24 protein-coding genes and 1 tRNA gene are annotated in these 25,647 nt (G+C 70.2%); 17 read left to right on the top strand and 8 right to left on the bottom strand.

From position 1 onward, the window contains the following. Window position 1: 1 nt before the first annotated feature. Window positions 2-1,348, bottom strand: coding sequence for a methyltransferase family protein (locus VEC11_RS01540; protein ID WP_464128517.1), 1,347 nt, complete (start codon window positions 1,346-1,348; stop codon window positions 2-4). A gap of 229 nt (window positions 1,349-1,577) precedes the next feature. On the opposite strand from VEC11_RS01540, the gene VEC11_RS01535 reads away from it, so the two are divergent. Next, entirely contained in the window at window positions 1,578-2,207 is a 630-nt protein-coding gene (locus VEC11_RS01535; protein ID WP_464128516.1) for a PilZ domain-containing protein, read from the top strand. Window positions 2,208-2,209: 2 nt separating this feature from the next. On the opposite strand, the gene VEC11_RS01530 is transcribed toward VEC11_RS01535, so the two are convergent. Then, a complete protein-coding gene (locus tag VEC11_RS01530; protein WP_464128597.1) occupies window positions 2,210-3,712 on the bottom strand; it encodes a toll/interleukin-1 receptor domain-containing protein in 1,503 nt (500 codons plus the stop codon). 48 nt (window positions 3,713-3,760) lie between these two features. Next, window positions 3,761-3,834 (bottom strand) — tRNA-Gly (locus VEC11_RS01525). Between the two features lie 185 nt (window positions 3,835-4,019). On the opposite strand from VEC11_RS01525, the gene VEC11_RS01520 reads away from it, so the two are divergent. From VEC11_RS01520 to VEC11_RS01500, 5 genes are all read left to right on the top strand, one after another. After that, window positions 4,020-4,541 carry an RNA polymerase sigma factor gene (locus tag VEC11_RS01520; protein WP_464128514.1) on the top strand — a complete coding sequence of 174 codons (522 nt, stop codon included), beginning with the start codon at window positions 4,020-4,022 and terminating at the stop codon, window positions 4,539-4,541. Beyond that, window positions 4,538-5,140, top strand: coding sequence for a hypothetical protein (locus tag VEC11_RS01515; RefSeq protein ID WP_464128513.1), 603 nt, complete (start codon window positions 4,538-4,540; stop codon window positions 5,138-5,140). Before VEC11_RS01520 ends, VEC11_RS01515 begins: the two co-directional genes overlap by 4 nt. Before the next feature lie 110 nt (window positions 5,141-5,250). Continuing rightward, the gene (locus VEC11_RS01510) at window positions 5,251-5,388 is read left to right on the top strand and encodes a hypothetical protein (RefSeq protein WP_464128511.1); all 138 of its coding nucleotides are present in this window, start codon (window positions 5,251-5,253) and stop codon (window positions 5,386-5,388) included. Window positions 5,389-5,480: 92 nt separating this feature from the next. After that, window positions 5,481-6,470, top strand: coding sequence for a HEAT repeat domain-containing protein (locus VEC11_RS01505; protein ID WP_464128510.1), 990 nt, complete (start codon window positions 5,481-5,483; stop codon window positions 6,468-6,470). Between the two features lies 1 nt (window position 6,471). Then, window positions 6,472-7,392: a transposase gene (locus tag VEC11_RS01500; RefSeq protein WP_464128509.1), complete on the top strand. Its 921-nt coding sequence runs from the start codon at window positions 6,472-6,474 to the stop codon at window positions 7,390-7,392. Window positions 7,393-7,403: 11 nt separating this feature from the next. Here VEC11_RS01500 and VEC11_RS01495 read toward each other — a convergent pair whose 3' ends face one another. Further along, on the bottom strand, window positions 7,404-7,592 hold the full coding sequence (locus tag VEC11_RS01495; RefSeq protein ID WP_464128507.1) for a hypothetical protein: 189 nt from the start codon (window positions 7,590-7,592) through the stop codon (window positions 7,404-7,406). A 139-nt stretch (window positions 7,593-7,731) separates the two neighbouring features. Here VEC11_RS01495 and nhaA point away from each other — a divergent pair, with 139 nt between their 5' ends. The 4 genes from nhaA to VEC11_RS01475 all read left to right on the top strand — a co-directional run bounded on the left by nhaA (window position 7,732) and on the right by VEC11_RS01475 (window position 13,668). Continuing rightward, window positions 7,732-8,985, top strand: a complete 1,254-nt coding sequence (gene nhaA / locus VEC11_RS01490) for a Na+/H+ antiporter NhaA (RefSeq protein ID WP_464128506.1) — start codon at window positions 7,732-7,734, stop codon at window positions 8,983-8,985. Window positions 8,986-9,123: 138 nt separating this feature from the next. Continuing rightward, window positions 9,124-10,623, top strand: coding sequence for a TolC family protein (locus tag VEC11_RS01485; protein ID WP_464128505.1), 1,500 nt, complete (start codon window positions 9,124-9,126; stop codon window positions 10,621-10,623). Continuing rightward, complete coding sequence (locus tag VEC11_RS01480) at window positions 10,620-12,350, top strand: type I secretion system permease/ATPase (RefSeq protein WP_464128503.1); 1,731 nt, start codon at window positions 10,620-10,622, stop codon at window positions 12,348-12,350. Before VEC11_RS01485 ends, VEC11_RS01480 begins: the two co-directional genes overlap by 4 nt. A 13-nt stretch (window positions 12,351-12,363) precedes the next feature. Continuing rightward, a complete protein-coding gene (locus VEC11_RS01475; protein ID WP_464128502.1) occupies window positions 12,364-13,668 on the top strand; it encodes an HlyD family type I secretion periplasmic adaptor subunit in 1,305 nt (434 codons plus the stop codon). Here VEC11_RS01475 and thrC read toward each other — a convergent pair. The 4 genes from thrC to VEC11_RS01455 form a co-directional block, all read right to left on the bottom strand. Continuing rightward, the gene (thrC, locus tag VEC11_RS01470) at window positions 13,655-14,935 is read right to left on the bottom strand and encodes a threonine synthase (RefSeq protein ID WP_464128500.1); all 1,281 of its coding nucleotides are present in this window, start codon (window positions 14,933-14,935) and stop codon (window positions 13,655-13,657) included. The genes VEC11_RS01475 and thrC overlap by 14 nt on opposite strands. Then, window positions 14,932-15,870, bottom strand: a complete 939-nt coding sequence (locus VEC11_RS01465) for a homoserine kinase (protein WP_464128499.1) — start codon at window positions 15,868-15,870, stop codon at window positions 14,932-14,934. Before VEC11_RS01465 ends, thrC begins: the two co-directional genes overlap by 4 nt. An 11-nt stretch (window positions 15,871-15,881) precedes the next feature. Continuing rightward, window positions 15,882-17,633: a homoserine dehydrogenase gene (locus VEC11_RS01460; RefSeq protein ID WP_464128498.1), complete on the bottom strand. Its 1,752-nt coding sequence runs from the start codon at window positions 17,631-17,633 to the stop codon at window positions 15,882-15,884. Between the two features lie 84 nt (window positions 17,634-17,717). Then, the gene (locus VEC11_RS01455) at window positions 17,718-17,840 is read right to left on the bottom strand and encodes a hypothetical protein (RefSeq protein WP_464128496.1); all 123 of its coding nucleotides are present in this window, start codon (window positions 17,838-17,840) and stop codon (window positions 17,718-17,720) included. A gap of 338 nt (window positions 17,841-18,178) precedes the next feature. On the opposite strand from VEC11_RS01455, the gene VEC11_RS01450 reads away from it, so the two are divergent. The 7 genes from VEC11_RS01450 (at window position 18,179) to lysA (ending at window position 25,639) form a co-directional block, all read left to right on the top strand. After that, window positions 18,179-18,883, top strand: a complete 705-nt coding sequence (locus VEC11_RS01450; protein ID WP_464128494.1) for a chorismate mutase — start codon at window positions 18,179-18,181, stop codon at window positions 18,881-18,883. Beyond that, on the top strand, window positions 18,880-20,175 hold the full coding sequence (locus tag VEC11_RS01445) for a 3-deoxy-7-phosphoheptulonate synthase (protein ID WP_464128493.1): 1,296 nt from the start codon (window positions 18,880-18,882) through the stop codon (window positions 20,173-20,175). Before VEC11_RS01450 ends, VEC11_RS01445 begins: the two co-directional genes overlap by 4 nt. After that, window positions 20,172-21,500 (top strand): 3-phosphoshikimate 1-carboxyvinyltransferase, encoded by a 1,329-nt coding sequence (aroA, locus tag VEC11_RS01440; protein WP_464128492.1) that lies wholly within the window; start codon window positions 20,172-20,174, stop codon window positions 21,498-21,500. Before VEC11_RS01445 ends, aroA begins: the two co-directional genes overlap by 4 nt. Then, the gene (locus VEC11_RS01435; protein WP_464128490.1) at window positions 21,497-22,057 is read left to right on the top strand and encodes a prephenate dehydratase domain-containing protein; all 561 of its coding nucleotides are present in this window, start codon (window positions 21,497-21,499) and stop codon (window positions 22,055-22,057) included. The genes aroA and VEC11_RS01435 overlap by 4 nt, the downstream gene beginning before the upstream one ends. Before the next feature lie 126 nt (window positions 22,058-22,183). After that, window positions 22,184-23,263, top strand: coding sequence for a chorismate synthase (aroC, locus tag VEC11_RS01430; protein ID WP_464128488.1), 1,080 nt, complete (start codon window positions 22,184-22,186; stop codon window positions 23,261-23,263). Next, a complete protein-coding gene (aroB, locus tag VEC11_RS01425) occupies window positions 23,260-24,363 on the top strand; it encodes a 3-dehydroquinate synthase (RefSeq protein WP_464128487.1) in 1,104 nt (367 codons plus the stop codon). Before aroC ends, aroB begins: the two co-directional genes overlap by 4 nt. Before the next feature lie 4 nt (window positions 24,364-24,367). Continuing rightward, window positions 24,368-25,639: a diaminopimelate decarboxylase gene (gene lysA / locus VEC11_RS01420; RefSeq protein WP_464128485.1), complete on the top strand. Its 1,272-nt coding sequence runs from the start codon at window positions 24,368-24,370 to the stop codon at window positions 25,637-25,639. Window positions 25,640-25,647 lie beyond the last annotated feature (8 nt).

Below are 25,647 nucleotides of genomic sequence, written 5' to 3'. Positions count from 1 at the left end.
CCTACTCCGCGGCGACGGGATCGGCTTCGGGCCGGTCCCGCCGTCCGCCGCCCGGCTTGAGGGCAGCGAGGAAGCGGGTGACGGGCCCGTTGCGGTCCATCCACTCGCTATATTCGACATAGGCCGGGTCTTCGGAAAGATGCTGCTCCTCGGTCTTCGCGCGCCAGTAATAGACGCCGCCGACCATGGCCAGGATCGCGGTGTTGCGGATCATGTCCGTATAGGAGCCGGTGGTCGCGAGGAACGGCAAGGCGGACAGCCACCAGAACAGGTTCTTCGAGACATAGGCGGGATGCCGCGTCCAGGCATAGGGGCCGTTGGTCAGGATGCCGCGGTGGGTGAGGTTCGAGAAGCGGATGCCGAAGGCCACCGTCGCCCAGGCGTAGATGGCGGTGAGCACCACCAGCACAATGCCCCAGATCGCCATCACCACCGGGTAGTTCTGCAGCCAATAGTCCCAGGCCGCGCCGCCCGGCGAATAATCGAGCGGGCCGCCGTCGTTCATCAGGATGAAGGGCGGATAGCAGATCAGGGCCGCGACCCAGCCGGCCGCGAACGGATTGGCGCGGCGGATATGGGCGTCGAGCGGCTTCAGGGTCAGCACATAGCCAACCGTCGCGAAGGTCACGTCGATCATGAACATGATCGAGATCAGCCAGGCGGCCATGCGGACGGGGCTCTCGGTGATCTGCTCGGGCGTGGCGACGATCGCGTCCCACCAGTTGCCGGGCACGATCGAGATCATGAAGGCGAGAAAGAAGCCCTTCACCGCCCAGGCCCGGTAGAAATCGGCGAGCTGCGCCTTGTCGGCGCGCTCGGGGCGGCCGATCAGCAGCTGCCCGAAATGCCAGGCGCCGTCCTTCGGCTCCTTCAGCCGCCGGTCCAGCCAGAAGACATAGGGCACGGAGAGGATCAGCACCGGCACGATGGAATAGCCGAGCACGTACATGGCGAAGAGATACTGGCCGTCCCAATACCAGCGGCCGACGCAATAGAGCCCGCCGATGATCGCCCAGATGCCCCAGAGCCCGGCGAGCTTGGCGATGCTGATGTCGGCAATCTCCCTGAGCGTGCGGGGCGGGCTTTCCCAGTCGATGCCGGTCGAGGGGTTGCGATGGACCTTGTCGACGAAGATCGCCCACAGCACCATCGGCACGCCGCAGGCCAGCAGACCGCACAGCGCCGCCAGCGGCCCGACCATGCCGTAGACTCGCGCGACCGCAACCCATGTGAACAGGCCCGCGAGGCCGACCACGCCCGTCATCGCGCTCACCGCCGATTTGGGGCGGGGATCGTACGGCCTGGCCCTGGGCTCGATGGCGAGATCGGAGGGAAGCGGCGCATTCATGGGAAACGCGCCCTAAAGACAAAGCGTAAGCATCAGGTGAACGTCCGGCCGCGGTCCCGCGCAGCGGTCACGCATTGGATTTTTGGTGAAAAAACATTCACCAGAATTGCGGTACAAACGGTGCTCCAAGTAAGGACTTCTTAAATCCCTTTGGGCGCAAGTTCGTCCTGATCGAAGAGCCAAGCTCTCGTGCAGGGATATGGGAAAGATGTACTTAGAGGATCGCGTCGTGGAGACTGGCTTCTCCTTTTCGAACGACGTTCCGCAGCCGCCGGAGCGCCGTTCCAGCGAGCGTCACATCAAGATCCTGCGCGTCGGCACCGTCGTCGTGAACGGCCGCCGCGAACTCTGTCTGATCCGCAACATCTCGGCCGGCGGCGTGATGGCGCATGTCTACAGCCAGCTCATGCCGGGCCAGCACGTCTCGATCGAGCTGAAGACCAGCCAGCCGGTGACCGGCCGGGTCGTCTGGACGCGCGGCGGCAATGCCGGCATCCAGTTCGATGCCCCGGTCGACGTCGCCGAATTGCTGGCCACGCCGCAGGGGGTCGACAATGGCTGGCGGCCGCGCACGCCCCGGGTCGAGATCGACCGCATGGCGACGCTCCGCGCCGGCGCGCGCACCTTCTGGGTCCATGCCCGCGACATCTCCCAGAGCGGCGTGAAGCTCGAGACCGAGAGCGGGTCCGAAGCAGAAGCCGAGACCGCGCCCGCCGTCGGCGAGGAAGTGGTCGTCACCCTGGAGGGCTTCCGTCCGCTGCCGGGCGTCGTGCGCTGGGCAGCGGAGGGACGCTGCGGCGTCTCCTTCAACCAGCTGATCCCGTTCGGCGACCTGATCGACTGGCTGAAGCAGGGCTGACCCTAGCGCCGCTCGAGCGCGGGGAATGCGAGCGCGCGAAGGAACAGGGTTTCGGCGGTAAGCCAGTCCTGCCTGAGGATCGCATCGTCCGCCAGGTTCGTCTCCACCCATTGCCGGATGATCTCGCGCAGCACGCGGCGCTGGCTGCTGTCGGCCTGTCGCCATGCAATCACCGCCGCCGCGCCGATCCAGGGCGCCGTCGGGTGCCGGTAATCGTCGAAGAAACGGACACCGGTGGTCAGCGAGATATAGGCGCCTGAGGGAATCTGTTCGGTCGCCGGCGGCAATTGCCGCACTGAACGAAGAAAGGCGCCCGCCGCCGCGCTCGGCTCGCCATTGGTCGCGACATGGCTGGCCACCGCGGCATAGGCCGCGAACAGCAGATTCTCGGTCCGCCGCTCATTGGCCGGATAGTCCGACCAGTCGGCGCCGTTCTGCGGGCCGCGATTGAGCCAGGCCACCGCACGGCGCAGCGCCGCGTCGACGCGGGCGCGCTGGTCAGCGGGGACGATTCCCGCCCGCCTCGCCTCGGCAAGCGCGATGGTGAGCAAGGCGGTCGGATGGATCGCGCCATTCTCATTGGCAGGTACCGCGTTCAGGCTGATCATCCACCAGCCGTCCGGGCTTTGACCGTTGAGGACCGCTTCGAGCAGGCCCGGCGGGATCGGATGCCTGAGCTTCGCCGCCGCCATCAGCGCCCAGGCATTGGCGATCGTGTGCGGGATCGAGTCCGAATAATAGCAGCGGCAATCCGCATTCACGACGGAGGCCAGATAATCGAAATAGCGCTGGCCGAGTCCGCGCGCTTCGCCCGGCGCGCCCGCGATCAGCTGGCCTGCGCCCCACGCCCAGGTCGATCCGATCATCGCCGGATCGCCCGACAAGGTCGCGTCCGCCCGGCTCGCCACCCGCGCTCGCGCGACCTGCTCGCCGGCGACGGAGGCCCTCACCTGGTCGGGCGAAACCGGTGGCGCGTCCGGATCAAGCCAGGACATGAGCTGCGGCCAGAACAGCCAGACCGGCACCGCGACGGCGATCAGTCCGGCCGCGAACGCGATCAGCAGGCGGCGGTTGCGCCGCGTGGGCGAGGGCTTCGGCTGCGCGGCGGCGCGCGCCTCGTCGCCGGCGCCGATCCGTGCCGCCACCTCGGCGAGGAACTTCTCGCGCATCGCATTGAACTCGCGCGCGCTCCGGCCGATCGAGAGCGCCTGCACCATGAACAGGCCCATCGGGAAATCGGTCGGCGCCAGCGCGTCCACCATGACGGGGAGCAGCTTCCCGGCCTCGCGGGCGATGATCGCCTCGTGGCGGACATTGGGCGAGGCGACGGAGGATTTCGTCCAGAGCGCGACGACCAGCTTCGCCCCGGTCAGCTGGTCGCGAATCCAGCTGTCCCAGTCCTTCCCCGGCGGTGTCGACTGGTCCCAGAATACGGCATAGCCCGCCTGCTCCAGGGCGTCGCGCACGCGCATCGCGACCGGCCGGTCATTGCTCGAATAGGAGATGAAGATGTCGGCCAGCGCTTAATCTCCCAGCGCCTGGCCCGAGAGGATTGGAGCGGGTGAAGGGAATCGAACCCTCGTCGTAAGCTTGGAAGGCTTCTGCTCTACCATTGAGCTACACCCGCGTTTCCGGCCCGCTTCCCTGCCGGAGGGGGGCCGCGCCGTCAACATTCACGCTGCCGTTGATCGACCTTGGGACAGTCCGCCGGGGCCGGCGCCGTGGGAGGCGACTCCGTCGCAGGTTCGCGCTATAAGCATCGGGGGAAAGACGAGGATTTTGCCGGGGCATGCGGGGGCTGAAACGAGTTCCATGGCAGCCGTCATGAACGCCGCGGCGAGCGCTGCGCCGCCCTTCGAGACGATCGTCTCCGATTACGGTCCGCTCATCTCGCGCATCGCCTCGTCCTACGAGGCGGACCCGAGCCTGCGCGAGGATCTGACCCAGCAGATCCTGCTCGCCGTCTGGCAGGCGCTGCCGACCTGGCGCGCCGAATCCTCGCTGAAGACCTTCATCGCCCGGGTCGCCCAGAACCGCTCGATCTCCTTCGTCACCAGGCAGGTGCGGCAGGGGCCGGTCGCCGAATTGCCGGAGAGAATCGAAGCCGATGCTCCCAATCCGGAGGAGCAGGTGATGCAAATGAACGAACGCGAGATGTTGATGGAAGCAACAAGGCGATTGCCGCTGCCGCAGCGGCAAGTCATCATCCTCGTCCTGGAGGGTTTTACTTATCCCGAGATTTCGGAGATGCTTGAGATTCCCGCGAACGCCCTGGCGCTGAGGCTGTCGCGGGCCAAGGCGGCGCTGAAGTCGATGCTGGAGCGGAGCGAATGAACGACTTCGATCTCGACCGCCTCGGCGACGTCTGGCGCCAGCAGCCCGATCCGGCGGAGCTGGAGCGCCTGCGCAAGAGCGCGGCGGCCGTGGCCCGGCGGGCGCGGCTGGCGCAGATCGTCGACGTCGGGGCGGCGATCGCGGTGGGGACGGCGGTGATCGTGCTCGTCCTGTCCAACCCCACCGGCAGGACCTTCCTGCTGGGCGGCGCCGCGCTGATCTTCCTGCTGGGCAGCAATATCCGCCAGCGCAGGCTGCGGCAGCTGGAGCTGAAGAGCCTCACCGGGGGCACGGAGGACATGCTGGACCAGTCGATCGAGCGGATCGAGGCGACGCTCAGGCATAACCGCCTCTCGCTGATCCTGATGGGGCCGATGGTGCTCGTCGGCGCGATCTTCATGACCGCCGCCAACAGCGACGTCGATTCGGCCTTCCAGGCCGCCATGCACTCGCCGGCCCTGCGGATCCTGGCGGTCGCCGCGCTCGCCGGCGTCGCCGCCTATCTGCTGTACGCCATCCGCCGCGGCCGCAGGGAATTGGGGCGGCTGCGGGCGATGCGCGAAGCCTATCGCCAGGAAAGAGAAAAGTCCGCCCAGTGATTTGCGTTTTATTCTGGTAAACGGAATCTGGCCGGCGTTTTAGCAAAGTTTCAACGCCTGTTCGGTAAAGGCCGCCCAGTCGAAGCTATTCGCAGGGAAGGCAAAGAAAAATGGAAAAGATTCGTCTCACGGTCGAGGAGCTGCCCGAGCTCGAGACCGAAGTTGCTGTCGCCGGCTCGGTCAAGCAGCAGGAAGTGGGCGGCGTGATCTGCCTCGCCATTGCTGCGGGTATCGTGCTGGGGGCTTAAACCTGCCCGACCAAATCATGGCCCGGCGTGCGAGACGGAGCGAACTCCGCCGCCGCCGGGCCAGGTCGTTTCTGGATCCGGTGGACTGAAGGATGATCGTCGGCGAGGAGCTCAAAGCCTGGACCCGGGACCGCGACGCCCAGCGCGTCACCCGGGCCGATGTCGACGCTTTCGCACAGGATTGGAACAGGGGGCCGGTCCACCGCCGGCTCGAAGACGCCATGGCCTCGCTGCCCGTGCCGACGACGGCCGCTCAGGTCGCCGAGGCGGTCAGCGCCCTGTTCGCGGACCATGACTGGGTGGACGAGCTCGTCGCCGCGCTCGCCCGCCGGATGCAGGCCGATCCGTTCTTCGACCCGCCCTTCCGCAATCTCAGCACCGACCTCCATGCCGGCCTGCTCGTCTTCGAGGACGAACGGGTCTCGATCGCCGTCGGCGTGACCAGCGCGCTGCAGATGGCGGTCAGGAAGAACCAGCCGCGCGGCGCCACCTCCGTAGGGTTCAACGGCCAGCTCGGCGTCTACCGTTTCGTGAAGGCGGGCGGCGCCACTCTCTCCTTCTGGGAAGCGCCGCCGATCGGCCCGGGCTTCACCGCCGCGGGGGCGGGTCTCTGCCGTCGCACCGGCGAGCGCCGGATCGCCGACGGCGAGATCCTGGTGATCGACGGCCGCCGCGAATCCTATGTGGTCGAGGGGCTCCAGGGCAGCTTCGTCCTGCTCCAGGCCTCGATCGCGGTCGATCAGGCCCCGCTCAGCGTCGAATATGACAGCGCGACCGGCCGGTTCGTCGGCTGCAGCGCGACCGGCGACACCTCCTCGCGGATCCAGATGATCACCACCCTGCTCCGCAAGCTGGACCATCAGCCCGCCTTCGAGGCGATCGCAGGCTTTCTCGACCATCCGGATTTCTTCGTCCGCTGGCACGTGATGAAGGAATTGCTCGGCCTCGACCTCCAGGCGGCGCTGCCGCACCTGAAGCGCATGGCCGCGACCGACCCGCATCCCGATCCGCGCCGCGCCGCCCGCGCCGTGCTGGACCGGATCGAGGCGCCCGCCCGCCCCGGCGGCAAACGGGCCGCCTGACATGCCGCGCATCATCGCCTGCCCGGAAGAGGATGCGATCACGCTCCCCGAGCTGATCGAGGCGCTCAACGATCCGCATTTCGATCCGGCCGACGAGGACAGCTTCGCCGCCGCCGGGCCGCTGCTGAAGCGGCTCGCCAACAATCGCGGCTTCCTCGCCGAGATCGCGCTCGCCGAGCTCAAGGACCGCTGCCACGGGCAGAGCGCCACCAACCGCTATTCCAGCCAGGTGCTCATGCTGCACCAGGCATCGGCCAAATTCTACATCCGCGCCAATTTCTGGCCGAGTCCGAAGGACAGCGTGTTCCGGACGAGCGGCACCTCGCCCTTCTTCTATCACGTGCCGCACGACCATAATTTCTCGTTCCTGACCGTCGGCTATCTCGGGCCCGGCTATTGGAGCGACTATTACGAATATGATTATGAGAGCGTCGTCGGCATCCCCGGCGAGGTGGTCGACCTGAAATTCGTCGAGAAGTCCCGGCTCGAGCCCGGCAAGGTGATGCTCTACCGCGCGCACCGCGACGTGCACGACCAGCTGCCGGCCGACGACATGTCCATCTCGATCAACATCATGCACGCCGCGCCCAGCCTGCTTTTCCTCAGCCAGTACCGGTTCGACGTGCAGGAGAAGAAGATCGCGGGCATCCTCAGCCGCACCTCGGCCGAGGCCCTCCTCGCGCTCGCCGCCCATCATGGCGGCGGCAACGGGCGCGACCTGGTGGAGGGCTTCGCCGCGCATCATCCCTGCGACCGCCTCCAGTTCGCGGCGCTGCGCGAGCTCGCCGCCGCCGAACCGGACGTCGACGCGCAGCTGGAGCGGCTCGGCCGCGGCCGGGACAGCGCCAACGCCTTCGTCGCGGCGATGAGCGCACTGGAAGCCCGGCGCCTCGCCGCCCATCGGCACTGGATCGAGCGTTAGGCCGCTACCGGCTATTTCGCGCGCGGTGTCTCCGCGGTAATCCGTTCCTCGATGCGGCCGGGAACGGTCCAGCGGATGCCGGAGGTTTCCTTATTGTCGCCGACGGCCTGCTTGGCGCGCACGGCATCGTTGGCGGCTTCGAGCTCGGATTCCCGCCAGGGACCAGTGAGGACGGATGTGCGATAGCGATATCGACGCAAGGCATCTCCTCCGCTCCATTAGTCTCCGGTTAACCGCGTTTCTTTCGCCGTTTCGGAGGATAATTTTGGTCGCCTTTTAAATTCAACGCCTTGCCTGGATCATTCGATTTCCGCGACCATCCCCGCTAAGCGGCTGCCGATGACGGACAACAGGCAACGGAAGACTCGCCGTTCGGCGCTTCGCCACTTCCTCGACAGCGAGGCGGCGGGCGGCCTGCTGCTCATGGCGGCCGCGGCGCTGGCCCTGATCGTCGCCAATTCTCCGCTCGGCGAGACCTATCGCCACCTGCTCCACGCCGAGACGGGTCCCGTGCTCGCGGCGAAGCTCGGCCCGATGAACGCCCATCTCTGGATCAACGACGGCCTGATGGCGGTCTTCTTCCTGCTGGTCGGGCTGGAGATAAAGCGCGAGTTCCTCGACGGCAGCCTCGCGGCGCCGGAGAAGCGGCGCCTGCCGCTGATCGCGGCGGCGGCGGGGATGGCGGTGCCGGCGCTGATCTACCTGGGGCTGGCCGGCGGCAATCCTCTGCTCGCCCGCGGCTGGGCCATTCCTGCCGCGACCGACATCGCCTTCGCGATCGGGGTGCTCGCCTTGCTCGGCAGCCGCGCGCCGGCCTCGCTCAAGTTGTTCCTCACCACCGTCGCCATCGCCGACGATCTGGGCGCCGTGGCGATCATCGCCTTCTTCTATACCGATACGCTGAACCTGCTCGCGCTCGGCACGGCGGCGGCGGTCCTGCTCGGCCTCTGGGCCATGGGCAAAGGCGGCGTCACCGCGCTCTGGCCCTATCTGACCGGGGCCGCCCTGGTCTGGTATCTGGTCCTGCTGTCCGGCGTCCACGCGACCGTCGCGGGCGTGCTCGTCGCCGCGATCATCCCCTTGCGCCCGACGCCCGGCGCCCCCGATGACGAGCATTCGGTGCTCCACCGGCTGGAGCACAAGCTCGCGCCCTGGGTCGCCTTCGCCATCGTCCCCCTGTTCGGCTTCGCCAATGCGGGCCTGGACTTCAGCGGCGTCGACCCGGCGTCGCTGCTCTCGCCAATGCCGCTGGGCATTGCCGCCGGACTCTTCCTCGGCAAGCAGATCGGCATTTTTGCCGCCGTCCGGCTCTCGGTCGCGCTCGGTCTGGCCAGCCGCCCGCGCGGCGCCAGCTGGCTGCAGATCTACGGCGTCGCCCTGCTCTGCGGGATCGGCTTCACGATGAGCCTGTTCATCGGCACGCTCGCCTTTCCGGGCCATCCGGCGCTCGCCGAGCAGGCGAAGCTCGGCACGCTCGCGGGCTCCCTGCTCTCGGCGCTGGCGGGCTATCTCCTGCTCCGTTCCGCGCCCCGGCCGGCAAGACCCCGGGCGACGCCTGTGCCGGAGCAGGACGAGCGCGATGCAAGCGCTTGACCTCGTTCACAAAACAGCCATGCGCACCGCTTTAGCACTGGAATTGCGGCGCCCGGCCCCCTAAACCGCGCCGCTCGGCCTTATGGGTGGGGATTGGTGCGCGGCCTGACGACAATTGCGGCCTTGCTTGGTCTTGCGGTGAGCGCGTCCGCGCTCGCCCAGCCCGTCACGTCGAGTGGCGGCCCGGCCCAGCCGCCCTCGCCGCCCCCCACTCCCATCCCGCCGCCGCGCCCGTCGGGTGCCGCCGTGACGCCGCCGCGCGAGGCGCCGGCTTTCGTCCCCTCGCCTTACGGGGTTCAGGGCGGCGCGCAGGGCCTGCCCGCCCCCACGGGCCGGCCGCTGGAGATCGATTTTCGCTCCGACCCGGTGCTCCGGCTGCGCCATATCGAGAGCAGCTTCGAGCCGTTCCGCGCCGCCATCGCCAGCGCCGTCGAGAATCATCCGGGCACGCTGGAGGCGGCCGCCAGCGAGGACGAGGCCCTCGGCGCGCTGGAGGAGGCGCGGCTCGGCCAGCTGCCAACCGTCGACCTCAACATCACCTCCTATCGCGTGCTGTCGCGCGACTTCTCCAACGACCCGTTCAACATCATCGAACGCTCGCGCCCGCGCCAGCGCACCGATGCCCTGCTCAGCGTCACCCAGACGCTCTGGGATTTCGGCGCGACCAACCGGCGGGTCAGCGCCGCGGGGGCGCGGCTCCGCGCCGCCGGCGCCGACCTGGAGGCGCAGGCCGACCGTATCGCGATCAACGCCATCGCCGCCTGGTACGACGTCTTCGCCTATCGCGCGATGGTCGGCCTGACCCAGGCCTTCGCCGCCAACCAGCGCGAGCTGCGCCGGGCGGTCGAGCTCCGCGTCCGCCAGGGCGTGTCGGCGGAGAGCGACCTCAGCCGGGTCGATTCCTACATCGCCCAGGCCGATACCCGCCTCGCCCAGTTCCGGCGCCAGCTTGCCGGCGCCGAGGCGCGCTTCGCCGAGCTGACCGGCAATCCGGTGCCCGCCGGCCTGGAGCGCGCGCCCGTCCCGGGCGGAATCGTCTCCAGCCGCGACCAGGCCGTGCTCGCCGCCGCCGGCACCGCCAATGTGCGCAGCGCCGAGGCGAACTCGACCGCGAGCGCGCAGGAGGCGCGCGCCGCCCGCGCCGACCGGCTGCCGCAGATCACCGCCGGCGTCGACGCCGGCCGCTACGGCGTGATCGAGAATGACCGCGACTACGACATTCGCGGCCGGGTGGCGCTTCGCTACCGCATTTTCGGCGCCGCCGACGCCCGGGCCGAGCAATATGAGGCTCGCGCCCGCGGCGCCGAGGCCCGCGCCAACCGGATCCGCGAGGAAGCCGAGCGCGACGCCGCCATCGCCTGGTCGGACGTGCGCGCGCTGCAGGAGCAACTGGAGGCGCTCGAAGCTTCCTATATCGCCAGCCGCCGCTCGCGCGACGCGATCCTCGAGCGCTTCCGCGTCGCCCGCGGCACCCTGTTCGACGTCGTCGCCGCCGAGGACGCCTATTTCGAAAGCGCCACCGCCTATATCCAGGCGCTCTCGGAATTGGACGCGGCCCGTTACGTCCTGCTATCCCGTATGGGCCGGCTGCTCGACATATTGGAGGTCGATCCGGACCGGCTCAGAGGTGAAGGGTGAGCGACGAAAGACTCATCAAGGTCCCGCAGCCCCGGCTCGCCGCCTGGTTGATGGAGCCGATGCGCGCGAACAAGTCGACCTACTGGAAGGTCGCGCTCGCCGCCGTCTTCATCAACATCTTCGGGCTGCTGACCTCGCTGTTCACGATGACCGTCTACGACCGGGTGGTGCCGAACAACGCCACTTCGTCGCTGGTCGCGCTCAGCATCGGCCTCGCCATCGTCGTCGTCTTCGACTTCGTGCTGAAATTGCTCAGGGCCTATTTCGTCGACCATGCGGGCGCGCAGATCGACCGCGACATTGGCGATGCGGTGTTCGCGCGGATGCTCGCCATGCGGCTCGAGCTGAAAAAGGGCTCGACCGGCGCGCTCGCCGGGCTGCTGCGCGAGCTGGAGGCGCTGCGCGACTTCTTCGCCTCGGCGACGCTCACCGCGGTCGTCGACGTGCCCTTCATCATCCTCACCCTGTTCATCGTCTGGCTGATCGGCGGGCCGGTGGTGATCGTTCCGGCGGTCATGGTGCCGCTCGTCATCCTGATCGGCTGGCTTACCCATCCGGCGCTGGAGCGCCTGTCCGCGCGGGCGATGGGCGAGGGCCTGCTCAAGCAGTCCGTGCTCGTCGAGGCGATCGGCGGGCTGGAGACGGTGAAGACCGCTGGCGCGGCCCCGCTCCTCACGCAGCGCTGGCACAAGGCCGTCGAGCAGCATTCGGACAGCTCGCTCCGCCAGCGTCTCGTCGCCTCGATCGGCGTCACCTTCGCCACGTCCGCGGGTACGATTTCATATGCCGGCGTGGTGATAGTCGGCGTCGCCATGATTGCCGAGCGCGAGCTCACCATGGGCGGGCTGATCGCCTGCTCGATCCTCGCCGGCCGGGCGATCGCCCCGCTCGCCCAGATCTCGCAGCTCCTGTCCCGCCTCACCTCGACCCGCACCGCCTACCGGCAGATCAACGAGATGATGCAGCTGCCTCCCGAGGGACCGGAAGGCGACGCCCTGAAGCTGTCGAAGGTGCAGGGCAGGATCGAGTTCCGCAATGTCGGCTTCCGCTATCCCGGCGCCCCGGAGCGGGCGCTCGACGCGCTCAGCTTCACGGTCAAGCCGGGCGAGCATGTCGCCCTGCTGGGCCGGGTCGGCTCCGGCAAGTCGACCATCGCCCGCCTCGTCCTCGGCCTCTATCCGCCCGAGGAAGGGCTGATCATGATCGACGGGACGGACATCCGCCAGCTCGATCCGATGGATCTGCGCGCCCATATCGGCGCGGCGATGCAGGAGAGCGTACTGCTGACCGGCTCGGTGCGCGAGAATATCCAGCTCGGCCGCCCCCGGGTCAATGACGAGGAATTGCTCCGCGTCTCCCAGATTTCCGGCACCCACCAGTTCATGGGCCAGATCGCCAACGGCTACGACCTGCGCCTCGCCGACCGCGGTGAGGGCCTGTCGGGGGGCCAGCGCCAGTCCATCGCCATCGCCCGCGCCCTGGCCGGGCGGCCGCCGATCGTGCTGCTCGACGAGCCCTCCAGCGCGATGGACGCGCAGACCGAGGGCGCGCTCATCCAGCGCCTGCAGGAGGAATTGAAGGACCGGACCGTCATCCTGATCACGCACCGCCCGCCTTTGCTCCAGCTCGCCCAGCGCATCATCCTGCTCGACCAGGGCAAGATCATCTCCGACGGCCCGCGCGACACGGTGCTGAAGCAGATCATGCGCCCGCAGGCGGCGGCCTGAGCGTTATAAGACCATGCACGGCACGCACCTCGAAGACACGGTCACCAGGATCAAGCCCAAGGCGGCATCCTCGATGCTGCTCTGGATCATCGTCGCCTTCGTCGTCGCCTTCTTCGTCTGGGCCGCCTTCACCGAGCTGGACCGGACGGTGCGCGGCCAGGGACGCGTCGTGCCGAGCTCGCAGCTGCAGGTGGTCTCCAATCTCGAGGGCGGCGTCGTCCAGGACATTCTGGTCCGCTCCGGCCAGGTCGTCCGCCAGGGCGACGAGCTGATCCGGCTCGACCGCACCGCCACCGGCGCCGAGTTCGGCAGCGGTTCGGCCACGCTCGCCGCGCTGGAGATCAAGATCGCCCGGCTGACCGCCGAGGTGACCGGCGGCACGCCGCGCTATCCGGCCGCCACCGACGCCGCGATCGCCGACCAGATCCGGGTCGAGCAGGCGCTCCACGCCACCCGCATGGCGGACCTCTCCGCGATCACCAGCGCCGGCACGGCGCGCGTGGGCCAGGCCGAGCGCGCGGTCGGCGAGGCGCTGTCCAACTATCAGTCGCGCCAGTCGGCCTACCGGCAGCGGCAGACCGAGGTCACGATGATCCGCCCGCTCGTCGAGCGCGGCATCGAGCCACGCCTTGCCCTCGTCCAGGCCGAGGCCCAGGCCAATATCGCGCAGAGCGAGATGCAGGCCGCAAGCGAGACGATCGGCCGCGCCCGCCAGGCGCTCGCCGAGGCGCGCTCCGCGCTGGCCCAGCAGCGGCAGGAATGGCGGACCCAGTCCGGCACCGAGCTCGCCACCGCCCAGGCCGAGTTCGCCGCCCGGCAGCGCGCCCTTCCCGCCCTTGCCGACCGGGCCCAGCGCACCGTGCTGCGGGCACCGCTCGCCGGGCGGATCAACCGCGTCCTCGTCACCACGCGCGGCGGCACGATCCGCCCGGGCGAGCCGGTGGTCGAGATCGTGCCCTCCAACGAGACCCTGCTGATCGAGGTTCAGGTCCACCCGTCCGACATCGCCTTCGTCCGGATCGGCCAGCCCGCGCACGTCGCGATCACCGCCTATGACCGCTCGATCTACGGCGTGCTCGACGGCACCGTCACCACCATCTCGCCCGACGCGACCCTGAACGAGCGCACCGGCGAGACCTTCTACACGGTGAAGGTCCGGACCAACGTCAACTATCTGCGCGACGTCAACGGCCGGCAGATGCCGATCGGCGTCGGCATGACCGCGGAGGTCGACCTGCTCGGCGAGAAGCGCACCATCCTCCAGTACATCCTGTCGCCCATCGCCCGGCTGAGCGAGACTGCCCTCAGGGAGCAATAGGGCGGTCGAGGGCCTCCGCCAGCGCGGCGAGCGAGGCGGGGACGGGCAGGGCGCGGGCCTCCCGGTGGATGATCGCCCCCAGGGCAGGCGGCGGGTCGATGGCCCGGCCAAGCAGGGGCTCGACGATCTCGGCGAACTTGAAGGGATGGGCGGTGGCGCAGAGTAGCCAGGGGCGCTCCTCCCGCGTCCCGGGATCGAGCCGCGCATAAGCTTCGGCGGCTGCGGCGCTGTGCGGGCACCAGACGTAGCCGGACGACCGGTAATCGGCCAGGATCCGCGCCCGTAGCGCGTCATCCTCGACCCGCTCCACGGTGAAGATGTGGAACGGGCGGAGCAAGGCCGAAAGCCGCTCGAAATTGCTCGGCGCGCCGACGTCCATCGCATTGGCGATCGTGGCGACGGCCGGCCGCGGCGCATAGATCTCGCTCTCCGCCCAGTCGCTGAGGGTGCGATTGGCGTTGGTGACCAGGCGGACCGGGCCGATGGGCAGGCCCATGGCGCGCGCATAGAGGGCGGCGAAGCCGTGGCCGAGATTCCCCGTCGGCACGATCAGGCCGGGATTCATGCGGGTCTCGGCGTGAACGCACGCGGCCGCCCAGCCGAGAAAAGCCATTTGCGGGAGCAGCCGGCCGACGTTGATCGAATTGGCCGAGGTCAGTTGGTGCCGTGCCGACAGGTCCGGATCGGCGAAGGCCGCCTTCACCAGCCGCTGGCAGTCGTCGAAGTCGCCCTCGACCTCGAGCGCTTGCACGGGCGGTCCCCAGCAGCCCAGTTGCAGGGCCTGGAAGGGCGAGACGCGGCCCCTGGGGTAGAGGATCAGGGTGCGCAGGTTCGCCCGGCCCTCGGTCGCGGCGCCGACCGCGCCGCCCGTGTCGCCCGAGGTCGCGACCAGGATGGTGAGCGGCTCGCCGAGCCGGGCGAAGCAGGCCGCGAGGAAGCGCGCGCCGAAATCCTTGAAGGCACCGGTGGGGCCGTGGAACAGCTCCAGCGCCCGCATGTCGCGGCGCGCCGGATCCGGCGTGACGATCGGCAGCGGGAAGTCGAAGGTCTCCGCACAGATTGCGGGCAGCGCGGGTTCCAGTGGGTCGCCGGCAAAGAAGGGCGCCAGCATCGCCGCCGCAAAGTCCGGGAGCGGGAGGCCGGCATCGGGCACGGGTCCGGGAATGGATTCCGGCACATAGAGGCCGCCGTCGGGCGCCGCGCCCCTCCGGATCGCCTCGCTCAGCCCGACGGCCGGCGCCTGACCTCGCGTGCTGACGAACCTCATGCCGGTTCCAGCCGCACGCCCCCGGATTCCACCGGTGCCCGGCAGGCCGTCGCCGTCAGGCCCTCGGCACGAAACGCCGCGTCCATGGCGCGGGCCACCGCATCCGCGTCGTGCTCCAGCGCCCAGGCGAAGACCGAGGGCCCCGAGCCCGAAAAGGAGCAGCCGAGCGCGCCCGCGCCCAAAGCCGCCGCCTTCACCGGTGCGAGCGCGGGCAGCAGATGCGCGCGCTGCGGCTCGACGAGCAGATCCTCGAGGCCGGCGCGGATCAAAGCCGCATCGCCGGTCGTGCACCCCGCCACGAAGGCAGCGAGGCGCCGGCTGTGCTCGACCGCGATGCGCATCGGCACCTCGGCCGCGAGCACGCCGCGCGCCGCCCTGGTCTCGATCTGCACCGGCGGATGGAAGAGAAGCGAGACGATGCCGGCGGGCGCGGGCAGGCGCTGGACATGGCCGGGCGCCTCCCGTGCCACCAGCACCAGCCCGCCATGCAAAGCGGCGACCACATTGTCCCAGGGCGGCGGGTCCGACGAGATGCGTTCGCCCGCCAGCGCGAACGGCAGCAGGTCCCCGGTGGCGAGCGGCTCCGGCAGCAGCGCATTGACCGCGGCCGCGGCGGCAACCGCCGAGGCAGCCGAGCCGCCCATGCCCGCGCTCAGTGGCACGCCCTTGTCGATCGAGAGCCGGACCCCGAAATCCGCGTCCACCGCCGCCAGCAACGCCTGGGCAGCGGCGAGCGCCGTATTGGTCTCGGGCGTATCGGGCAGCGTGTCGACGAGGCCGCTCACGTCCCCGAGCCGGACGCCCGGCGCCGGCTCGCGCACCGCAATCACCCGGTCGCGCGCCGCATCGAAGGCCAGGCCGAGCACGTCGAAGCCGACCCCGACATTGCCGATGCTGGCCGGCGCGCTCGCACTCGCCCTCGCCCGTCCGGCCATCCCTGCTCCCTTCACGCCGTCAGGCGCAGCTCCACCGTCTCGCCCGGCCGCCCCGCGGCGAGCCGGCGCTGCAGGTCCATGATGTCCGCGACCATCGCCGCGGTCGTGGGCCAGCGCCCGGCCCCCTTGCCACAGACCGCGTGGACATGACCATCCGCGTCCGTGACGAGGAACCGGTTTTCCTCGTTCCGGGCACCGGCCAGCGGATGCGCGGCGGGCAGAGCGAGGATGCGGACCTCCGCCTGGACCGCGCCGTTCGCGAGCCGCCGGCAGCGGCCGACCTGCTTCAGCACCTCGCCCCGGGCCAGCGCCGCCTGCACCTGCGCCGCGGTCAGGTCGCGCAGCGATTCCCTGGCGATCCGCTCCGGCGGCAGCGCGAGTCCGAAGGCGGTGCGGGCGAGGATGGAGAGCTTGTCCGCCGCATCATCGCCGTCGACGTCCGCCGCCGGATCCGCTTCGGCAAAGCCCAGCGCCTGCGCCCTCGCGACGGCGTCAGCGAAGGCCCAGCCCTCCGCGAGCCGGTCGAGCAGGAAGTTGGCCGTACCGTTCATCACGCCCTCGACCGCGACCGGGGCCGGGAGCCGCCGGATCGTCTCCAGGACCGGCGCGCCGCCGCCGACCGCCGCACTGCAGGAAAGCGAGGCGCCGCCGGTCTTCGCCGCGACCTGGAGCGCGTCGAAATGGCGCGCGACCGCGGCCTTGTTGGCGGTGACGACATGGACGCCCAGGCGCAGCGCATCGCGCATCACCCGGGCCGCCCCGTCCGCGCCGCCGATCGCCTCGACCAGCAGGTCGACCCCGCCGGCCAGCGCCTCGGCGAGGCTGGTCGTGAACGCCTGCTCCGCAAACGCTCCGCTCCGATGCTTCCCGGGTCCGCGGACCAGCACCGGATTGACCGCGAACAGATCCGGCCGCTGGCGCAGGCAGGACAGCATCCCGCCCCCGACCGCCCCGCAGCCGAGCAGGGCGACGCGCAGCCGCGGGAAGCGGACCGGCACCGCCTTGCGCGGTGGCAAGGCGGCGATCACCGTCGCCTCGTGATGGCCGATGGCGGCGATCTCGATCGCGATCCCCTCGGCCTTCGCCGCCTCGATCGCCTTGGGCTGGATCAGCCCCGTGCTGGCCCCGGCCGCCATGTCGTAGCCCAGCGCGCCATAGCGCTCGGCTTCGGGATTCTTCGCCGGGTCCTCGGCATAGACCCCGTCCACGCCCTTCAGCAGCCGCACGCGCTTCGCGCCCAGCCGGGCGGCGAAGAAGACGGCGCTGAGATCGGTGCCGCCGCGGCCCAGCGTGACCACGCCATGCTCTTCATGTCCGGCCGTGAAGCCCGGCACGACGACCACGTCATGGTCGGCGAAGCGCCGGTGAACCGCGCCGGCGTCCAGCGCCGCCAGATCGGCATCGAGCGGCGCGCCCGTCGCGACCAGCCCCATTTCGTGCGGGTCGAGCGTGCAGGCGCGCATCCCCATCCGCGCCAGCGCCAGCGCCAGCAGGGCCGCCGAGTGCAGCTCCCCGGTCCGCGCCAGCCGCGCGACCAGCGCCGGCGCCGGATTGCCGCCCGCTTCCGCCGCCTGGGCAAGCAGGCGGTCGGTCTCCCCCGCCAGCGCCGAGACCACCGCGACGATCTTCTCGCCGTCGCGGACGTGGCGATACACTTCCTGCGCGACGATCCGGTAATCCTCGATCCGCTCGAGCACCGAGCTGCCGAACTTCAGCACGCACAGCCTGCGCTGCCGGTCGCCGAGACATTCCACTTTCGCCATCTTCTTCGCTTTCTTTTGGGGCAATAAAAAACCCGCTCGCCGGGTCGGGGAGCGGGTCGGTCGGTCTGATCCTGATGCTTGTGCTCAGCCGCTGCCGCCCCGCATTCGGGTCATGGTCATGGTGAACATCATCATCGTGGAAGCGCGCGCGCCGGCGGCCGCGCCGGAGGCGGCGGCAGAGCTCGGGGCGGGTGCGTCGATCAGCATCGGGTCTTCCTGCCCTTAAAAGACAGGCGGAAATCCTATCCGTCAACCGGGTTAAATTTTCGCCTTCCCCGCGGCCCCTTGACAGGCAGGAGCCCGCCCGTCAGCCTTTAGGGGACGGCGGGATTCCCGTCCGCAGGAGCAGACCGATGAGCAAAGGGCAGGATTTCCGTATCCCCTCGCTGCATGCGTGCGCTCCCTCTTTTTTCGGCTTTTTCGGCTCGTTTAGGGGCCGGTACGCCATGCGGCGTGCCGGAGACTGACGCTTCGCCCCTTTCCCGAAATTTGAGCTGATACGCTGCAGGACCGCCCGAGGCGGCGCAGCGTTCGAGGACCGAAAAATGCCGCAAGCCGCGCTCGCCGCGCCATCTGCCGGGCCCGATCTGCAGAGTCTGCGGAGCCAGATCGACCGGATCGACGCGCAACTTCTCGACCTGATGGAGGAGCGGCTCTGCCGCGCCGCCGCCATCGCCGCCTGCAAGGCCGGCGAGGATGATAGCCCCCTGCCCCTGCGCCCGGCGCGCGAGCAGCAGGTGATCGACCGCCTGACCGCCCGCGCGCGCCGCATGCCCGCACCCGCCGTCGCCGCCATCTGGCGCGAGCTGATGGGCGCCAACCTCCAAGCGCAGCAGCAAATCCATATCGTCGTCCACTGCCCCGCGCAGCCGGTGCTGGTGACCGATCTGGCGCGGCGGCACTTCGGCGGCGCGGCGCCGATCATCGCCGCCGGCACGGCCGAGGACGCGCTCGACGGCGCCCGCCACCGCGCGGCGATCGCGGTGATCGAGTTCAGCCCGCTCTCGCGCTGGTGGGTTCAGCTCTTCCATGACGGGCAGCTCGCCATCTTCGATTGCCTGCGCGACCGGCACGGGCGGATCGCGGCTCTCGTCGTCGGCCGCGTCGCCGCTGCCGGGGACGAGGCCTTCCTCGTGCTCGGCGACAGCGCGCTCCGCCGCCGGATCGAGGCCGGGGAGCAGCTGAGGACGCTCGCGATTTGCGGGAGGCTCCGGCTCTGCGTCAGCACCGGCGCGGGAGCAAGGCGATGAGCTGGACCCCGGCCTCCTGGCGCGCGAAGCCCGCGCTGCAGCTGCCCGCCTATCCGGACGCGCAGGCGCTGGCCATGGCCGAATCCTGCCTCGAGGCGAGCGCGCCCCTGGGCTCGGTCGCCGAAAATCGCTGCCTGACCGCCAGGCTCGCCGAGGTCGCCGAGGGCAGGGGCTTCCTGCTCCAGGGCGGCGACTGCGCCGAGACCTTCGCCGAGTTCGGCGCCGACAAGGTCCGGCGAAGCTTCAACCTGCTGCTGCAGATGGCGGCAATGATCGGCGAGGGCGCAGGCGGCGAGGTCGTCAGGGTCGCGCGCATGGCCGGCCAGTTCGCCAAGCCGCGCTCCGCGGAGACGGAGACGATCGGGAGCCTCACCCTGCCCTCCTATCGCGGCGACATCGTCAACGGGCCCGACTTCGACGCGGCGAGCCGGATGCCCGATCCCCTGCGCATGCTGGAGGCGCACCGCCAGTCCCGCGTCACGCTCGACCTCATCAAGGCCTATGCGGCCGCGGCCTATGCCGATCTCTCCGGGATCCACCGCCTCGCCCGGCGGCGGCTCGGCCTGGCCTTCGACCATGCGACGCCGCCGGGCGACGCCGCCACGCCGGTCGAGATGTTCACCAGCCACGAGGCTTTGCTGCTCCATTACGAGCAGGCGCTGACCCGCTGGGACGAGCTGACGGAGAGCTGGTGGGCGACGTCGGCGCACATGATCTGGATCGGCGAGCGCACCCGCCAGCTCGACGGCGCCCATGTCGAATATGCGCGCGGCATCGCCAACACGATCGGCCTGAAATGTGGGCCGACGCTGGACGCGGAAACATTGCTCCGCCTGATCGACCGGCTCGATCCCGACAATCGCCCCGGCCGGCTCGTCCTGATCGGCCGCTTCGGCGCCGCCGCGGCCGGCGGGCGCCTCCCCGCCCTGATGCGCGCGACCCGGGCGGCGGGGCGCAAGGCCCTCTGGGCGATCGACCCGATGCACGGCAACACGGTCACCGCGGCCGGCCGCAAGACCCGGATCCTGCCGGACATTATCGCCGAGCTGCGTACCTTCTTCGAGGTCGCGCGGGCCGAGCAGGTCCATCCCGGCGGCGTGCATCTGGAGATGACCGGCGAGGACGTGACCGAGTGCCTCGGCGGCACGCGCGGGCTGCGCGAGGAGGATCTGGGCCGCAACTATCTCACCCATTGCGACCCGCGGCTGAACGGCGCGCAGGCGCTCGACGTCGCCGCCGAGGTCACCCGGCTGATCCTGGAGGGGACGCGCGCCGCGTCCGCCGTGGCATGAGCGCGGTAACGGACAGGGCGCTGTTGCGGGCCTCGCCCGGCGGCGCGCTGAAGGGCCATGTCGCCGTCCCGGGCGACAAGTCGATCTCGCACAGGGCGCTGATCCTCGGCGCGCTTGCCGAGGGCGAGACGCGAATCGAGGGGCTGCTCGAAGGGCGTGACGTGCTCGACACCGCCGCTGCGGCCCACGCGCTCGGCGCGCAGCTGACCCGGCTCGGCGACGGCGCCTGGATCGTGCGCGGCGGGCGCTGGCGCTCCCCGGATCGACCCGTCGACCTCGGCAATAGCGGCACCGGCGCGCGGCTGCTCATGGGCGCGGCCGCGGGCTTCCCGATCGAGGCCACCTTCACCGGCGACGCGTCGCTCCGCTCCCGGCCGATGTCCCGCGTGCTGGAGCCGCTCCGCCACATGGGCGCGCGCGCCGGCGAGGGCGACCGGCTGCCGGTCACGATCCGCGGCGGCGGCCTCTCCGGGATCAGCTGGCACAGCCCGCACGCCTCGGCGCAGGTCAAGTCGGCGATCCTGCTTGCCGGCCTCCATGCGAAGGGCGCGGTCGAGGTGATCGAGCCGGCGAAGAGCCGCGATCATACCGAGAAGCTGCTCCGCGCCTTCGGCTGCGACGTCGAGGTCGAGGGCAATCTCGTCCGGCTGGGCGCGAACCGCCGGCTGACCGCGACCGACATCATGGTCCCCGGCGACCCGTCCTCGGCGGCCTTCCCGCTGGTCGCGGGGCTGCTCGTCCCCGGCTCCGAGGTCACGGTCCATGGCGTGCTGATGAACCCGCTCCGCACCGGCCTCTTCGAGACGCTGCTGGAAATGGGCGCGGATCTCGGCTTCGCCAATCGCCGGATCGTCGGCGGCGAGGAGGTGGCGGACGTCACCGCGCGCCACAGCCTGCTCAACGCCGTCGAGGTCGATCCCGGGCGCGTTCCGGCGATGATCGACGAATATCCGGTCCTCGCCGTCGCCGCCGCCTTCGCCGCGGGCCAGACCATGCTGCACGGACTCGGCGAATTGCGGGTCAAGGAGAGCGACCGGCTTGCCGCGATCATCGCCGGGCTCAGGGCCTGCGGCGTCCCGGCGGGGCTGATCGGCGACGCCCGCCAGGGCGACACCCTGATGATCGACGGCTGCGACGGCCCGCCGCCGGGCGGCGCCAGGGTGCGCAGCCATGGCGACCACCGCATCGCGATGAGCTTCCTCGTCCTCGGCCTCGCCGCCCGCCGGGCGGTGGCGGTGGACGAGGCGGAGATGATCGGCACCAGCTTCCCCGGCTTCGTCCCGCTCATGGCCTCGCTCGGCGCGCGCATCGGAGCGGCGCGGTGAAGGGCGTCGTCGCCTATCAGGGCGAGCCGGGCGCCTATGCGCACGAGGCCTGCCGCCGTTTCCTCCCCGCACATGAGCGGCTCAGCCGGCCAAGCTTCGAGGCGGTCGCCCACGCCGTCCTCGCCGGCGAGGCGGAGCTCGGCATGCTGCCGGTCGAGAACAACACAGCCGGCGCCGTCCCCGGCAATCGCGCCCTGATCGCGCGCAAGGGCCTGAGGGTGCGGGCCGAGGTCGACCTGCCCATCCACCTCCACCTCATGGCCGTGGCCGGCGCGCGGCTGGAGGAGATCGAGACGGTGGTCAGCCACCCGATCGCGCTCGCCCAGTGCCACGAGGTGCTGGAGCGCCTCGCCGCGACGCCCGAGGAGGCGGTTAACACCGCGGTCGGGGCACGGCTGCTCGCCGACAGCGGCGACCGCAGGAAGGCGGCGGTCGCCTCGGAGGCCGCGGCACTGGCGAACGGTTTGACGATCCTGTGCCGCAACGTCCATGACCGGCCCGACAATGCGACGACCTTCTGCATCGTCGCGCGGGAGGCGGAGAGTGATGCGGACTGATATGAGCCCCCTTAAGCCCCTCCCCTTCAGGGGAGGGGTTGGGGTGGGGCCCGTCCAACCAGCGCCTCGCCTTTCGACCTTCCCCACCCCCGTCCCCTCCCCTGAAGGGGAGGGGCTTTTCAAGCCATGAGCCTCAATACATTCGGCCATGTCTTCCGCTTCTCGACCTGGGGCGAGAGCCACGGGCCGGCGATCGGGGCGGTCGTGGACGGCTGCCCGCCGGGGCTGGCGCTCGGCGAGGCCGATATCCAGCCCTGGCTCGACCGGCGGCGCCCCGGGCAAAGCCGCTTCACCACCCAGCGGCAGGAGCCGGATCAGGTCCGCATTCTGTCCGGCGTGTTCGAGGGCCGCACGACCGGCACGCCGATCAGCCTCATGATCGACAATGTCGACCAGCGCGCGAAGGATTATGCGGAGGTCGCCGGGGCATGGCGCCCCGGCCATGCCGATTACACCTACCAGGCCAAATACGGCCACCGCGACTGGCGCGGCGGCGGACGGGCGTCGGCGCGCGAGACGGCGGCGCGGGTCGCGGCGGGGGCGGTCGCGCGGCTGGTCATTCCCGGAGTGACGATCCGGGCCTGTCTCGTCGAGCTGGGCGGCGACGCGATCGACCGCGCCGCCTTTGACGACGCGCAGATCGACGCCAATCCCTTCTTCTGCCCCGACGCCGCAGCCGCCGCGCGCTGGGAGCGGCTGGTCGACGACGCCCGCAAGGCGGGCAGTTCGCTCGGCGCGGTGGTCGAATGCGTCGCCACCGGCGCGCCCCCCGGCTGGGGCGCCCCGCTCTATGCCAAGCTGGACGCCGCGCTGGCCGCCGCCTGCATGTCGGTCAATGCGGTGAAGGGCGTCGAGATCGGCGACGGCTTCGCCACGGCGCGCCTCCGCGGCGAGGAAAATGCCGACGCGATGCGGGCCGGGGCGGACGGCGCCCCGCACTTCCTCTCCAACCATGCCGGCGGCGTGCTCGGCGGCATCTCGACCGGCCAGCCGATCGTGGTCCGCGCCGCGTTCAAGCCGACCTCCTCGATCCTGACCCCGCAGCAGACGGTGACCGCCTCCGGCGCGGAAACCGGGATTTCCACCAGGGGCCGCCACGACCCCTGCGTCGCGATCCGCGGCGCGCCGGTGATCGAGGCCATGGTCGCCCTGGTCCTCGCCGACCAGAAACTGCTCCACCGCGCGCAATGCGGGGATGTCCGATGACAAGAATCGAGGTCGGACTCGGCGACCGCAGCTATGACGTGCTGATCGAACATGGCCTGCTCGACCGGACCGGGGAGCTGCTCGCCCCGCTGGCCCGGGAGCACCGCCTGATCGTCGTCAGCGAGGAGAATGTGTGGGCCGCACTGGGGCCGCGCTTCCTCGACGGGCTGGCCGGGATAGAGGCGGAAATCATCATCCTGCCGCCGGGCGAGAGCACGAAAAGCTGGGCCCAGCTGGCCGTGCTCGCCGAGCGCCTCCTGGAAGCGGGCGTCGAGCGGTCCGACCATATCGTCGCGTTCGGCGGCGGCGTGATCGGCGACCTGACGGGCTTCGCCGCCGCCATCCTGAAGCGGGGCTGCAACTTCGTGCAGATCCCCACCAGTCTCCTGGCCCAGGTCGACAGCGCCGTCGGCGGCAAGACCGGGATCAACACCGAAGCGGGCAAGAATCTGGTCGGCGCCTTCCACCAGCCGTCGCTCGTGCTGATCGATCCGTCCTGCCTGGACACGTTGCCGGCGAGGGAGCTGCGCGCCGGCTATGCCGAGATCGTCAAGAACGGCCTGATCGACGACCCGAACTTCTTCGCCTGGTGCGAGGCCCATGGCGCCGCCCTGCTCGCCGGCGATCCGGAGGCCCGCCGCTATGCGATCGCGATGAGCGTGGCCTTCAAGGCCGCGATCGTCAGCGAGGACGAGCGCGAGACCTCAGGCCGCCGCGCCCTCCTCAATCTCGGCCATACCTTCGCCCACGCGCTGGAGGCGGAGACCGGCTTTTCCGATGCGCTCCTCCATGGCGAGGCGGTGGCGCTCGGCATGACCCTCGCCTTCCGCTTCTCCGCCGAGCGCGGTCTGTGCAGCGCCGAAGATGCGGGCCGGGTTGCCGCTCATCTGGCTGCCGTCGGCCTCCCCACCCGCCTCGACATCGGCACCGGCGCCGCGCTGACCGCCCATATGTCGCACGACAAGAAGGCCAGCGGCGGCCGCGTGCCCTTCATTCTCGCCCGCGGCATCGGCCAGGCCTTCGTCGCCAGCGACGTGGCACTGGACGACGTCGCCGATTTCCTCGACAGGCAGCGCCTGGCCGCAGGGGCGGAGGCGTAACAAGATGGACCATTTCCAGCTGCGCGACGGCGTGCTGCATTGCGAAGACGTGGCGCTGCCCGAGATCGCCGCCGCGGTGGGCACGCCGGTCTATGTCTATTCCACGGCGACGATGCAGCGCCATGCGCGCGTTTTCCGGGAAGCGGTGACGGGCGCCGGACCGGACCCGCTGGTCGCCTTCGCGGTCAAGGCCAATCCCAATGCCGCCGTGCTCGCCACGCTCGCCGCCGAGGGGCTGGGCGGCGACGTCGTCTCGATCGGGGAATATCGGCGCGCGGTGGCGGCGGGAATCAGGCCGGACAGCATCCTGTTCGCGGGCGTCGGCAAGACCGCGCCGGAAATGGCGGAGGCGCTGGGCGGCGGGCTTTGCCAGCTCAACCTCGAATCGATCGAGGAGGCGGAGATGCTCTCCGCGGTCGCCTCCGGCCTCGGCGTGGAGGCGCCCGTCGCCTTCCGGATCAATCCGGACGTGGAGGCCGGCAGCCATGCCAAGATCTCGACCGGCGCCTCCTACAACAAGTTCGGCATCGCCCTCGACACCGCGCCGGCCGCCTACGACCATGCCCGGCGCCTGCCTGGCCTCAAGGTGCAGGGCGTCGCCGTCCATATCGGCAGCCAGATCACCGACCTCGCCCCACTCGAGGCGGCCTTCCGCAAGCTGGGCGGGCTGATCGCCGATCTGCGCGGCGCCGGGCACGTCATCACCCATGCCGATCTCGGCGGCGGGCTCGGCGTGCCGTATCGCCGCGACCTGCCGGCGCCGCCCGCGCCCGACGCCTATGGCGCGATGGTCGCCGGGGTGGTGAAGGACTGGGATTTGCGCCTGATCTTCGAGCCGGGGCGGATGATCGTCGCCAATGCCGGCGTGCTGCTCAGCCGCGTGATCCGGGTGAAGCCGGGCCTGCCCGATCCCTTCGTGATCGTCGATGCGGGAATGAACGATTTGATGCGGCCCGCGCTATACGACGCACATCACGAGATCGATCCGGTCCGGCCGACCGCGGAGACGATGAGCGCCAATGTCGTCGGCCCGGTCTGCGAGACCGGCGACACCTTCGCCACCGGCCGGGCGATGGGCAGGGTCGGCGCCGACGACCTCGTCGTCTTCCGCACCGCCGGCGCCTATGCCGCGACCATGGCCAGCACCTATAACAGCCGCCCGCTCACTGCCGAGGTGATCGTGCGCGGCGGGCAATGGGCAGTGGTGCGCGAGCGGCAGGACCTGGACGCCCTGATCGGCGCGGACCGGTTGCCGCCCTGGCTGCAGGCGGAATAGGCCCGGCC

Origin of the sequence: Allosphingosinicella sp. (genome assembly GCF_035626655.1) — a bacterium.
Lineage (GTDB): Bacteria > Pseudomonadota > Alphaproteobacteria > Sphingomonadales > Sphingomonadaceae > Allosphingosinicella.
The sequence above is the reverse complement of the archived record's forward strand: the minus strand, read 5'-3'. Positions and strand labels throughout refer to the sequence as shown.